We start from the raw sequence: 13,262 nt of genomic DNA, 5'->3' as shown, positions 1-13,262 counted from the left end.
ATTGTGATATACTTAGAAGAAGAGAATTTTTAGGAAATAAGACAAGGAAGTATCTTTCTGTGAAAAAAATAACCAAGAATTTACTCAATTTTATGAGTACAAGGCTCGGTTTCGTCTTGAGCTTGCTCACGATTTATTGGTTAAAAACCATGTGGGCTTATACCGTTGATTTTAATTTAGATATTCAAGGAGCCTATCAAATTTTTCTGGCTCTGATTAACCCTTTCCCAATTGGACTTTTACTGATTGGACTCGCTCTTTATATCAAGCCGACGAAGATTTTTTATTGTGTCAGCACGGCTATCTACATCATGCTCTTTGTCTGGTTGGTCTCAAACTCCATCTACTACCGTGAGTTTACCGACTTTGTGACAGTCAATACCATGTTGGCCTCCAGTAAGGTGTCTGCAGGTCTCGGAGCCGCAGCCATGGAACTCTTCCGCCCTTGGGATGCTATCTATATCATTGATTTCCCCATTCTAGGCTGGCTTTTTTATAAAAAATATATCCGCTTGGATCATCGTAGGTTTAATTTCCGCGCTAGCTTTGCTGTAACGTCCCTATCAGCGATGCTCTTTTCGGTCAATCTTTTCCTAGCAGAAATTGATCGTCCTGAGCTCCTGACACGCGGATTTTCAAATTACTATGTCGTTCGCGCCCTTGGTCTTCCTGCCTTCCTGGGCTACAGTGCCAATCAAACCTATGCTGCTAATAAAGAGCGTTCCAAAGCCTCTGCCAAGGATCTAGAACCCGTTCAACAATATATCCAATCCCACTATGCTGAGCCAAACTCTGAATACTACGGCATTGCCAAAGGTCGCAATGTTATCTATGTCCATCTAGAGAGCTTCCAGCAGTTTCTGATTGATTATAAACTACAGATGGAGGGCAAGGAATACGAAGTTACGCCTTTCCTTAACTCCCTTTACCACTCCAACTCTACTTTAGCCTTTTCAAACATCTTTAACCAGGTCAAGGCTGGAAAGACTTCCGATGCTGAGACCATGATTGAAACAGGCCTCTTTGGTCTCAACCAAGGCTCCTTCATGGTAAACTACGGCGGTACTAATACCCAACAAGCAGCACCTTTTATCCTATCAAAAAATGGAGACTACACATCTGCTGTTTTCCATGGAAATACAGGTAGCTTCTGGAACCGCAATACAGCCTACAAGCAATGGGGTTATAATTATTTCTTCGATGCGTCCTACTTTACCAAGCAAGACGAGACCAACTCCTTCCAGTATGGCTTGAACGATAAAATTATGTTCAAAGATTCCATCAAATATCTGGAACATTTGCAGCAGCCTTTCTATGCCAAATACATCACCGTCTCTAATCACTATCCTTATACCACTAGTCTGATTGGCGATGAGATTGGTTTCCCACTGGCAGATACCAAAGACGAAACCATCAATGGCTATTTTGCAACAGCAAACTACCTCGACTCAGCTGTCAAAGCCTTCTTTGACTACCTGAAAGAAGCTGGACTCTATGAAAATTCAATCATTGTCCTCTACGGAGACCACTATGGAATTTCTAATTCCCGTAATCCAGCTCTGGCACCTCTGATCAATAAAAATTCTGAGACATGGTCTAGTTACGACAACGCCATGTTGCAGAGAGTGCCATACATGGTCGTGATACCTGGAATGGAAAAGGGAAAAATCATCGATACCTTTGGCGGACAAATCGATATGCTGCCAACCTTGGAGCATTTATTGGGGATTGACTCCAAAAATTACCTCCAAGTCGGGCAAGACCTCCTCTCACCTCAGCACCAGCAAATCGTGGCCTTCCGCTCAACCAATAACTTTGTAACACCAAAATACACAAGTTATAGCGGCCGCATTTACAACACACAAACTGGTGAGGAGATCACTCTGCCAGACGAGTCAACAACGGCTGAACTAGAAGCTATCCGAACAGCCGCAAATACACAGCTGAAAATGAGCGATGCTATTCAGACAGGGGACCTATTCCGCTTTTATACGGGCAATAACCTAGGAAAAGTCAATCCTGATGATTACAACTACATCAACTCTTTGAAAGCCCTCAAGGCCATTGAGAAAGAAAAAGGTGATCAATCGACTAGCCTTTATTCCAAACGTGGCGGTGTATCCTCTGTGGATCTCTTTAATTCACCAAGTTATCGAGTACTTCACCCAGAACAATTTCACTCTAGCACTAGTAGCGAAGAGGGAACTAGCGGAGAGGCCTCCAGCTCTTCTAGCTCCTCCAGTTCAAGTGCCAGTCCCTAATCTATGAGGCTACTCAACTCTTCCTAAAACATTGAAAAATGTTGAGGGAGAGTTTTTTTTTTTTGAAGCACAAAAAAAGATTGAAGACTTAAGCTGCAAAGCCTGTCTTCAATCTTTTCTTATTTTTATTCATATTATGCAATCACTTCAAAAACGGAAGCTGTTAGATTCTCCACATAGAAGGGTCTCTTATGACGACTATTTCCGACCAATAAACGTAGATGATCCGCATTCTCAAGGTAATAGGGCAGTCCACTTGCATTAAAAATGATTTCATAATGTTTTTCGTCTTTAATCTCAAAAATGACGATACCACTGCCGGCAAAGGCTTCTCTTACAAAGACATGCTTGTAAATCTCTTCATAGGTTTGATAAGAAAATTCCTTCTGACTTGTCTTTAAGTGAATAATCTGCTTGATATAGTCAATACTCTCCTGATGTTGACTGATCAGTTCCCAATTCACTTTGTTGACAGCATCGGGAGCATTGTAGCTATTCATGGCTCTGTCACGGTCGCTAGGCAGGACTTGGCCCTCTTCGCCTGTTCCTACTAGTTTCGTGCGAGAAAATTCTTGTCCCAATTCCATAAATGCCATTCCCTGCATGAGCAAGTTCATAGCTGTTGCCAGCTCAATTCTTTTCGTCCGAGTGACCTCATCATCATCTGGGTGCAAGTCAACCAGCAAGTCATGCAGATTGAAATTATCATGTGCCTCCACATAATTCAGAACCTGAGTTGGTGTCAAATAGGAGCCTAACTCACTGCTGCCCAAAATGGCTTTAGCTATAATATCCTCAGTCGCTTGTCCGCTCACATAACCTGCTTTCAGACCACCGTAGACTTCAGCACCCTTTATCGCATCGCGCTGGGTATCATTGAAAAAGCCAATTCGCGGCAGTTGATAAGCATTGTCTTTCTTAGCCTTGTCCTCTGGCATCAGGCCTGTTCCCATATCCCAACCTTCACCATAAAGCAAAATCCGTGGATCAATTTTGTCCATTTCTTCTCGGATGATATTCATGGTGGTGACATCATGGATTCCCATCAAATCAAAACGGAAGCCATCCACATTGAATTCTTCTACCCAATAGCGAAGTGAATCAATCATGAATTTGCGGAACATTTCATGCTCACTGGCCGTCTCGCTACCAACTCCGGTACCGTTTTGGAAAGAACCGTTGGGATTCATCCGGTAGTAATAATCGGGAACCGTTGACTGAAAGGCTGAGTCAAAGGTGGAATAAATATGATTGTAAACCACATCTAAGGTCACAGAAATCCCTGCATCATGATAAGCCTGAATCATGATTTTCAAATCTCGGATAGCCTGACCTGGATCATCTGGATTAGAAGAAAAACTGGTTTCTGGTGCATTGTAGTTCTGTGGATCATAGCCCCAGTTATAAGTAACTTGGCCATTTTCGTCATAGTCCTTGTGTCGGTCAGAAACCGGCTGGAGCTGCACGACATTGATACCTAGATTACGAATGTAATCAAAAGTGGTCTGGTCTCCCTGACTATTTCTAGTGCCACGTTGACAAGCACCTAAAAAAGTCCCTCGCAAATGCTCTGCGACACCGGAACTAGGCGATTTGCTAATATCTCGGATATGCATCTCATAGATGACCGCCTGATTCGGATTATCTAAACGCCAAGTTGCCTCCTTGCCTTGACATACCTTAAAACCATCAACAGTCTTGTCCTGTTCAGCAACAATAGCTGAACGCTTGCCATCTGGACTGGTAGCAATTGTATAAGGATCGCGCGTCAAAAAATGCTGGTTTTCAAAATGAACATGATACTGGTAGGCCTTGCCAGCTAAATCTTCTGGCACTTCCACCGACCAAACTCCGATTGTATTTTTTGCATGATCGTGCGAGTAAATTTCGCCCTTTTCCATAGGGAATTCTTTATAAACAGCTGCTTGATTATCCGAAGTTTCATAGACTAGCAATTCAACTTTTTTGGCTGTCGGAGCCCAAACTTTAAACTCATTTACTTGCCCCCGCAGACGATGCCCAAGCCAACCTTGGTAGCCCCAGCATTCATCAAAATAATCCGACCGCATGGCCACATCGAAATTATGAGGACGTCGCCGCGAATATTGGTGGCTCGTCGTCGCCGCTTGCAAGGAATAGTAGACCTGGTGATCTCCTTCAATCAACCACACCTCTGTAGGCAAATGAACTGGCAATAAGTCAATGTGATAATCGCAAGATTGGCTGGACCAGTCTGAACGCTTGACAATCACATGAGCCTGACTAAGGGGCTCCCAACTTTTAAAAGATAGTTCTCCCTGAATACCAAAATAATCTAGTTTAGAAAAAGGTGCTTCTTTTCCCCACTGATCTGTCTGCCACTGCCACAAATCATAAGAAAAGTAATCTCCCTTAGGATTGTGGTAATGGACAATGACCTTATAGTCTAGCATTTTCATTTATCTCTTCATTCTAATTTTTCTAAGGAAAGAGCGCTCTCATCTATTTCATCTATATTGGCGAAAAACTCCAGATGATTGTGCAAAACTTCCAATTCTACTGGTGTATCTCCTCCGTACTCACCATCCAAGTTCAACATAAAGGGTGCTTTTTTATCCAATACTTCTAGCTTCAATTTGCTGGTTTTCAGATATTCAACATTAGCATCCGTCACATGTTGGCCACCATTAATTGCTTGTATGATGAGACTAAGCATATCAAACAACTTGGCCGTTTTTACAAGAATCAAGGTGAAATTTCCATCGTCCAGTTTGGTATCTGGCGCTAGTTTTTCAAAGCCTCCGATAGAATTAGTCAAGGCTGCAAAGACAAGCGAAATCTTGCCCTCAAAAACACCATGGTCATGCTCAATCCGTACCTTACGGGATTTGGAACGTGGCAGCATTTTGGCTCCTTCGGCTACATAAGCCAGATAGCCTAGACGGGTCTTGACTTCACTAGGGACACTATAAGTCAGCTCTGTCAGCGTGCCCGCCGCCGCAATGTTGATAAAGTATTTGCTGCCATAAGCCCGGCCGATATCCATCTGAATCGTCTGGTTTTTCTCGATAATACGAGCTGCAACCACTGGATCTCCCATAGGAATTTTCAAGGCACGCGCATAATCATTGGTTGTACCAGTTGGGATGAAAGCCAGCTTAGGGCGCACATCTAGGCCCGCAACCCCATTCACCACTTCATTGATAGTCCCATCTCCACCAGCTGCTATAACCAAATCAAAACCTGCTCTTGCTACTCTTTCAGCTTCTCGCTGAGCAGAGAAAGGCTCTGGAGTTGTCTGGTAGGCACTGGTCTCATAGCCAACATCTTCCAAGACGTCCAAGACTTCGGCAATATTTTTTTTGATAATTTCCTGCCCAGAAGTTGGGTTATAAATTAATCTTGCTTTTTTTATTTTATTTTCCATACTCAGCCTCACAAGCTATCTAGCCAGTCCTCGTCTCGAATCTCGATCCCAAGTTCTTGAGCTTTGATTAATTTGCTGCCTGCATCGGTACCTGCCACCACCAAATCTGTCTTTTTAGACACACTTCCAGCGACATTTGCACCCAAGCTCAGCAACTTTTCTTTAGCTTGATTCCGTGTTAATTTTTGTAATTTTCCGGTCAATACGACTGTTTTGCCAGCGAGAGCGGCATCAGCTGCCACTTTCTCCCCTAGATAGTCTAGGTTAACACCAGCTTCTTGTAATTCTTGCAGCAGAAGCTGACTACCTTCTTGCTCAAAGTAAGAATTCAGACTCTGAGCGATAACTGTCCCCAAGCTGTCAATAGAAGAAATTTCCTCTTGACTGGCCTGAGACAGCTTGATCATATCGTGGAATTTCTCCATCAAAATCCGACTAGCCTTGCTTCCCACGTGACGGATTCCCAGACCAAAGAGCAATTTCTCTGCTGAGTTTTCCTTGGAAGCTTGAATAGCAGTATACAATTTATTCGCTGATTTTTCCTTAAAGCCGTCCAAGGTCAGCAAATCTTCTACAGAAAGTCGGTAAATTCCAGCCACATCCTTAACCAAGTTCTTATCAAAGACCTTTTCGACAACTGCTGGACCAAGACCCGTGATGTTCATGGCATCCCGACTGGCAAAGTGGATCAATCCTTCCTTAATCTGGGCTGGGCAGAGCGGGTTGATGCAGCGCAGAGCCACTTCGTCCTCAAAATGCACAAGCTCACTCTCACAGCTCGGACAGTGACTTGGTATTTCCAAAGCCTCTTCTGAGACCCGCTTAGACTCCACCACGCGCAAGACAGCAGGAATAATATCCCCTGCCTTATAGACGATAACGGTGTCTTTCTGACGAATATCCTTCTCCGCAATGTAGTCCACATTGTGCAAGGTTGCTCGGCTGACAGTCGTTCCCGCTAGCTGCACTGGCGTCAGATTGGCTGTCGGAGTCACAACTCCTGTCCGACCGACTGTCCAGTCAACAGACAGAAGCTGGGCTTCCTTTTCCTCAGCTGGAAACTTATAAGCGATAGCCCACTTAGGTGCCTTGACCGTAAATCCAAGCTCCTCTTGCACCGCCAAGTCATTGACCTTGATGACAATACCGTCAATCTCATAAGGCAGACTGTCCCGCTCTTTGGCAATCTTTTCGATAAACTCCCAAACGGAATCGATAGAATTTGCTAGAAAATGAATCGGATTAACTGAGAAGCCCAAAGAAGCTAGCTTGTTCAAAACTGCTTCTTGGCTGCCGGCCTCAGTCGGACTGGCTTCTTGGTAGAGGAAGGTTGCTAGATTACGCTTGGCCACAACTGCTGTGTCCAACTGGCGCAAGGTTCCTGCTGCCGCATTGCGGGGATTGGCAAACTCAGGCTCACCGTTCTCCTGCCGCAGCTGATTGACCGCATCAAAGGAAGCCTTGGGCATGTAGCACTCTCCGCGAACCGTAATGTCCAGCGGCTCTTTCAAAGTCAGCGGAATATCCTTGACCCGCTTGAGATTTTCAGTGATGTTTTCTCCAACAGAGCCATCCCCCCGAGTCGCTCCTGCTACCAAGATTCCTTTTTCATAGGTCAGAGAAATAGAGAGCCCATCAATCTTGAGCTCACAAATATAGGAAACCTGGGGAAATTCCTTGCGGATTCGCTGGTCAAAAGCCATTAATTCTTCACGTGAAAAAGCATCCTGCAAACTAAAGAGAGGATACTGGTGTGGATATTTTTCAAATCCTTCTAAAATCTTCCCACCCACCCGATGCGTTGGGCTATCAGGTAGGATATCAGTTGGGTACTTTTCTTCTAACTCCACTAACTCGCGATAGAGTCTGTCATACTCGCTGTCCGATACACTTGGCCTGTCTGCCGTATAGTATTCATGGGCGTATCGATTAAGCAATTTGACTAATTCTGACATTCTTTCTTTCATACTTCTATTTTATCACAAATACACAAAATCTTCCTCTATTTGTTCCGAATTCTCACTAAAAAAGAGGACATAAAAAGAGCGGAAATCCGCTCTCTGCTGTCTTATTTTGTCAAATCAATCCTTTTCGCAATCTGGTTAATAATGATAGCTCCAACTATCAAGGAAGCAAATTCTCCAATAGCCGTTGTGAACCAAGTCAGGAAGAATGGCAAGCCCTGTAAGAAATACAACTCTGCCGCAATCGTCACCATCGAAATAGAGAAGAAAATGGCAAAATAGAAATGATCCAAGCGAAGCAAATCTTTAATCAAGTACTGATTCTTATAGCGGCTGAAAAGGTAGACACCTAATGATAGGAAAACTAAAGTTGACCAACCACCAACAAAGACATCAATGATTCCAAAGCTATAGAGATTGGCAATCATACAGCCAATGGTCACTCCCAGGATGTATTTACGATTGTAAAAGGCCATAAAGTTCATCGTTTCAGAAATTCTAAACTGATAAGCACCGTAACTAATCGCATTTAAGGGAGGCGTGACGGTTAGGGCTACATAAATGGCAGCAACGATGGCAATGTGTGTCAAATCACGAACTGATAAATTTTCTTGTTTCATGTTTTCTCCTTTAGCGCATGAGCGCGTGTAATATGCTTGGCGAAAGAAGTTAAGCGCCAAGGGTTGCCTCAGATGGAAAAGCTATCTCCTTCAAATCGACAACCTCACTAGTATAGCATAAATCCTAGAAATGTGATAGACTATGCTTATGAAAACTTTGATTAAAAAATTCTTTGACAATGAAGTCCTATCCTACCTCTTCTTTGGTGTGGCAACCACTGTCGTATCCGTTGTCAGTCGGATGCTCTGCTATGAACTGACGGGAAATGAACTACTGGCTACGATAATAGGTGATATTCTGGGCATTCTCTTTGCCTTTGTGACCAACGATACTATCGTTTTCAAGCAGACAAGACAGGGCTGGCCAGTGCGATTAGTCAAATTTTTCACAACCCGCCTGGCTACTATGGCCTTGAATTTACTGCTAACCTTTATCTTTGTCACTAGTTTCCCACAAATCATAGGCCAGTTTGTCAATAACAATATCAAAATGGTCAATACCATCGAAACTTTCATTGCTCAAGTGCTAATTATCATTCTCAACTATGTCTTCAGCAAGATTTTTGTCTTTAAAAACAAGGCAAAATAAGAATAGATTAGCCTATTTCCCCAAAACAAAAACATCTGGACCAGATATTTCTGATCCAGATATTTTTATTTTTAGACTTCCAAGCTGGCATTGTCAGCTGTCAGGTGAGTAATATCACCCTTAACCCCAAAATAGTCCTCAATCAGAGTCTGGAGTTCAGTCATGGCTGCTTGGGCACGCGCCGCCTGCTCTCCATTGATGGCTTCGATAACCAAGATGGCATCTTTGGTCTCTTCTGTCAACATGGTTCGTTGTGCTTCTCGCCAGTTAAGACAACGGCAAACCGCCCCCTCTTCATCATAGTAGATGATTTCTTCTGCCAAAGCTGGTACATCAGTCTCAGCTCCCAGTGGGAAAAATGCTTCGCCACCCTTGGCTTTTCCTAGATAAAGACCACCGACAATCTTGTCCAAATCCTCACCGCCACAAGGAACAGCATAAGAAAGGGAAACACTATTATAAATATCTACTAAAGGATTGATGGGGTTAAATTCCCGTCCTTGACTGACCCGCTTGAGTAGGGCTTCGATAGAGGAACGCGCTCCTTTCTTGGTCTTAAATTGGCCGAAAGCCTGCCGCCACTCCTGAATGACATCATTCTGAGTGAAGTTCTCATCTGGAATAAAGTCTGCTGCTCGCTTCGCTCCCTTATCCAGCAGGGATTTGAAATAAGGATCCTTACTTTCATCCACTCTATTATCCAACCCCTTGACCACTAAAACACTAATCTGAGCTTCTGGAAACAAAGCCCAAAATTCATTTTCAACTGTAACTTTCATGTTCTACCTCAATAATTTCTTTTCTGGCCTTTTTTGACCAGCTCCCAGTCCTTGGTAATATTCTCTCGGACACGAACCAGCAACTTTTCTAACTCTTTTCGCTCGTTTTCTGAAAATTTTTCCAACGAAACCTGCTCCGAATATTCGTTTTCCGCTATGATAAAAGGATAAAGTGTTGCCCCCTTATCAGTGACGAACCATTCCTTGTTCTTGCGGTTATTGGCTGCTGGCCGCTGCTCCACTAAGCCTTTATTTTCTAGCTTCTTGACTGAACGAGCCACCGTTGAGCGATCCACCTTGAGCAAGTCTGACAGCTCCTCCTGAATAATCCCAGGATTCTCCGCAATCCGCACCAGATAGAGATACTGCCCCCGCGCCAAATCTATGTCACGAAACTCAATATTAGCGATGGAATCCAAAGCCCGAGCAATGATTCCAATCTCACGTAAAATTGACATACCTCCTCCTTCTGAAGATAGTATAACAGATTTTTATTGCAAATGCAATAAAAATTATTCAAAAATACTTACCTTAGAAAAATTCTATATTGAACTAAATCTCCGCACAGAACTATTTCCGCCTTTCCCTTATCTGCACCATCAAAGAAGAGGCTCGGAAAAGGTCTTTGCCTCACTTTTTGTTAGAAATAGATACTGGGAAGGTTAGCTGATTACTTGTTAAGCAATCTCTTGATATGTTTTGATAAAGGTCAGTACAATCACTAGCTAGATTCTCTCGAGTATAATCTTCACCTTTAAAATCCATTAATGCAACCTTATTAGTCACATCATATAATACTACAATATCAAATCGGCTTGAGAAGAGCATAGAAAAACCACCTGAAGTCAACCCAGGTGGAAAGCTTAGGATAGATATTTATTTACTAATGCCTCGTTGCTTCTTAACATATTCTTTGTACATTTTTGACTTCTTTCCATACCATTCCTCGATGGTATAGCCATACTCTTCACGGTATTTCTCTTGGTTTTTATTGACTTCATGAAGATTAAATAGTGAAGAGAATGTTGATTTACTCAATGATATTAAAATAATAATGAGAAAGATTGGAGCGATGGGTAATAAAGCCAAAAGTAAATGAGCAAGTAAATTTTTAAAGCCTGAAATAAGAATACCCGCAATAAAATTTATGAACCATAAAGCCAAGATAACATTTGTATATTTCTTTATTTTCTCCTTATCAATATCAAAAACTCTAGTATATGTCTTTGTTATGAGACTATAAACAATATAGACAACTGCTACGGAATAAGCTAGCCAATAAATAATCCGAATGATTAAAAAAGGAACAAAGAATTGCAAGCCTAAAATTAGTCCAAAAATGCTTGAATGAATAAGAGTGAATAAGACGAGTAAATTGAGTATATAAGCATAAATTCTATTTCTTTTTGAAATGATATAAATAATCATATACATCGCCCAATAAACTAAAAATAAAATACCAAAAACTTTTTCTGGGATGATTAGTTGATACTCTAATTCAGTAAGCGGCTGCAAAAAAGTTATACTATTCTTACTCATAGATGTTCCTAAACCAATCGCAAGCCATGGAGCAAATATACATATAACAAGAAATAATGGCATTACGAAAATCATTACTAATATATTCCATCCTCGCGTTGTTTCTAGTGCATCATTAATATCTTTTTGTTTATCATCCATTTATTTTCTCCTATTATCCAAACAAGGATGAGGCCGCCTTCAGACCACCATTGAAAAAATCAGAAACATTCTTGCCTACACTTTTGACAGTCTCCAAGCCTTGGTGGAGTCCTTTCCCGATAGATTCCACTCCTGATTCTACCATGTCCACAGCACCGCAAGCCAAATTTTTAGCTCCTTCATAAAGAAACTAGAAATATTGTTTATCAATCTTTATCTCTTCTTAGACTTCTTCACATGTTCCTTATACATTTTTGACTTTTTCCCGTACCATTCTTCGATGGTATATCCATACTCTTCACGGTATTTCTCTTGGTTTTTATTGACTGCATTCAAGTTCTCTAGAGTTACTACATTGGACTTGAAAAATGATACCAAAAATAGTCCTAGTAAAATAGGTGCAATAGGTAATAAAGCAAGCAAGAGATACGCTAGGAAATGATTAAGCCCGTGGGTAAAGAGATTGATTCCATACATCAACAACCATAAGAATAAAATCACATTCAAAAAATTTTTATAATATTCTGAGGAGAAATAATCCTTTCTAGCGCGTTGCTTTGTGGCAAGGATATAGATAAGGTAAATCAGTGATAAGACAAACCCAATCCAGTAAACGATACGAACTGCTACTAGAGGGATTAAATACAAGATGGCTACAAACCAACTATAATATGTAATTACGAGCAAAAACAATTGAAAAATCTGAGTCATTAAATAGGCTTTAATGCGATTTCTTTTAGAAATAATATAAAAACAAGTAAAATGACCGCAACAAAGAAAAAATAGAAAGCCAAAGAAACTATCTGGGGGAATGAGCCCTGTTTCCACTGATGTTAGCTGTGTAACCATTGAGGTCAGTGGAATAGCTGGGTCATACCCAGCTTCACTAGCCATTCGAAATAAACTTATCGGTAAAGACGTACCAATCATAACCATAAGAGAATATAGAGATAGTCCAAAAATCGCCTTTACTAAGCTTAATCTTCGTGCTGTTTCAAGTGCATCATTAATATCTTTTTGTATCTTATCCATTTATTTTCTCCTATTTTTTTCAGGTTACATTGTAAAAGGAGGCACCATCGCCATAAAAATCGAATGGGTAAACCAACATTGACTAAACTTCCTGATCCAGCGACTCTTTGTATCTTTTCGATTCTTTCCCATACCAGTCTTCTATTGAGTAGTCAGATAACTGGCGGTAATCTTCCAAATATTTTTTGAGATAGTAGCCTTGAAAATTGTTCACACTTAAAACATACAGAAAGTAAAGGAAGGGGACAAATATTATTGGATTAATGGCTACAAAAATTGAACGAAAGGTACCATTTTGCTGAATAAGATCCGAGTTTGGGAAAAAGATACGGAAAATAACTATTAGGAATAGGATAAGCCCTCCGTACCTTTTTGCAAATACAACAAAACGGTCGAGAAAATCCGCTCCTCTATTTGAGTAAGTAGACTCTTGATACAAAATTTCGAGCGTATTCTTCTGAAAATTTTGAAATAGTCTAATAAAGTACAAAATAAAAGCAACCGTATATAATGCGCCAGATAAAATCATTCCTATTATCGTTCCTGCTCCAGCTATACCTATTACTAGACATTGCAAAAGAAGAAGAAAAGTCATAAAACCGACCCATTTATTAAAGTAATAATAGGATAGGATTGACTGATTTTTTATTTTGGTTAGATCAATTAAATAGCCAACAAACCCTACAAATCCCAATCCAAAAAAAGCACCATTTATGAGGCTTACTTTCATAAATAAAAACTGCAAATTTTGAGAATCAACCCAAATACTAAAAAGAAAGATTAGAAATAGGATAAACTGTATTGTAATAAATCCTAAAAGCTTTCCCTCATAACCTTTTTCATTGAAATCCTCAAATGAAGTTTTGATATACTGATCTGTCACTAAGTTCATACTTTCCTCTAACGAGGCATTAAAAATTGTTTGTTTCAT

At 41.1% G+C, this 13,262-nt stretch carries 12 protein-coding genes and 1 riboswitch; of the genes, 2 read left to right on the top strand and 10 right to left on the bottom strand.

All coding sequences use genetic code 11. The features are described from left to right. The first annotated feature begins 59 nt into the window (after nucleotides 1–59). Nucleotides 60–2,261, top strand: coding sequence for an LTA synthase family protein (locus O3651_RS02245; RefSeq protein ID WP_371609423.1), 2,202 nt, complete (start codon nucleotides 60–62; stop codon nucleotides 2,259–2,261). A 134-nt stretch (nucleotides 2,262–2,395) separates the two neighbouring features. Here O3651_RS02245 and pulA read toward each other — a convergent pair whose 3' ends face one another. The 4 genes from pulA to O3651_RS02225 all read right to left on the bottom strand — a co-directional run bounded on the left by pulA (nucleotide 2,396) and on the right by O3651_RS02225 (nucleotide 8,251). Next, on the bottom strand, nucleotides 2,396–4,693 hold the full coding sequence (gene pulA, locus O3651_RS02240) for a type I pullulanase (protein WP_371609481.1): 2,298 nt from the start codon (nucleotides 4,691–4,693) through the stop codon (nucleotides 2,396–2,398). A gap of 14 nt (nucleotides 4,694–4,707) precedes the next feature. After that, nucleotides 4,708–5,667: a diacylglycerol kinase family lipid kinase gene (locus O3651_RS02235; RefSeq protein WP_371609422.1), complete on the bottom strand. Its 960-nt coding sequence runs from the start codon at nucleotides 5,665–5,667 to the stop codon at nucleotides 4,708–4,710. An 8-nt stretch (nucleotides 5,668–5,675) separates the two neighbouring features. Further along, nucleotides 5,676–7,634 (bottom strand): NAD-dependent DNA ligase LigA, encoded by a 1,959-nt coding sequence (gene ligA, locus O3651_RS02230; protein WP_371609421.1) that lies wholly within the window; start codon nucleotides 7,632–7,634, stop codon nucleotides 5,676–5,678. A gap of 101 nt (nucleotides 7,635–7,735) precedes the next feature. Continuing rightward, a complete protein-coding gene (locus O3651_RS02225) occupies nucleotides 7,736–8,251 on the bottom strand; it encodes a QueT transporter family protein (protein ID WP_371609420.1) in 516 nt (171 codons plus the stop codon). After that, nucleotides 8,249–8,371, bottom strand: a riboswitch (PreQ1 riboswitch). It overlaps the preceding gene by 3 nt. 28 nt (nucleotides 8,372–8,399) lie before the next feature. Here O3651_RS02225 and O3651_RS02220 point away from each other — a divergent pair. After that, nucleotides 8,400–8,840, top strand: coding sequence for a GtrA family protein (locus O3651_RS02220; RefSeq protein ID WP_371609419.1), 441 nt, complete (start codon nucleotides 8,400–8,402; stop codon nucleotides 8,838–8,840). A 71-nt stretch (nucleotides 8,841–8,911) separates the two neighbouring features. Here the strand turns inward: O3651_RS02220 and O3651_RS02215 are convergent, their stop codons facing one another. The 6 genes from O3651_RS02215 to O3651_RS02190 all read right to left on the bottom strand — a co-directional run bounded on the left by O3651_RS02215 (nucleotide 8,912) and on the right by O3651_RS02190 (nucleotide 13,262). Continuing rightward, the gene (locus tag O3651_RS02215) at nucleotides 8,912–9,619 is read right to left on the bottom strand and encodes a B3/4 domain-containing protein (RefSeq protein ID WP_371609418.1); all 708 of its coding nucleotides are present in this window, start codon (nucleotides 9,617–9,619) and stop codon (nucleotides 8,912–8,914) included. Between the two features lie 8 nt (nucleotides 9,620–9,627). Continuing rightward, nucleotides 9,628–10,077, bottom strand: coding sequence for a MarR family winged helix-turn-helix transcriptional regulator (locus O3651_RS02210; protein ID WP_371609417.1), 450 nt, complete (start codon nucleotides 10,075–10,077; stop codon nucleotides 9,628–9,630). Between the two features lie 418 nt (nucleotides 10,078–10,495). Next, nucleotides 10,496–11,299 carry a hypothetical protein gene (locus O3651_RS02205; protein ID WP_371609416.1) on the bottom strand — a complete coding sequence of 268 codons (804 nt, stop codon included), beginning with the start codon at nucleotides 11,297–11,299 and terminating at the stop codon, nucleotides 10,496–10,498. A gap of 13 nt (nucleotides 11,300–11,312) precedes the next feature. Next, the gene (locus tag O3651_RS02200) at nucleotides 11,313–11,465 is read right to left on the bottom strand and encodes a hypothetical protein (RefSeq protein WP_371609415.1); all 153 of its coding nucleotides are present in this window, start codon (nucleotides 11,463–11,465) and stop codon (nucleotides 11,313–11,315) included. Nucleotides 11,466–11,512: 47 nt separating this feature from the next. Further along, nucleotides 11,513–12,331, bottom strand: a complete 819-nt coding sequence (locus O3651_RS02195) for a hypothetical protein (RefSeq protein WP_371609414.1) — start codon at nucleotides 12,329–12,331, stop codon at nucleotides 11,513–11,515. Between the two features lie 82 nt (nucleotides 12,332–12,413). Further along, nucleotides 12,414–13,262 (bottom strand): hypothetical protein, encoded by an 849-nt coding sequence (locus O3651_RS02190; RefSeq protein WP_371609413.1) that lies wholly within the window; start codon nucleotides 13,260–13,262, stop codon nucleotides 12,414–12,416.

The sequence above is a fragment of the Streptococcus sp. 27098_8_73 genome (assembly GCF_041432495.1).
Taxonomy (GTDB): domain Bacteria; phylum Bacillota; class Bacilli; order Lactobacillales; family Streptococcaceae; genus Streptococcus.
This window is presented reverse-complemented; position numbering and strand designations above follow the sequence as displayed.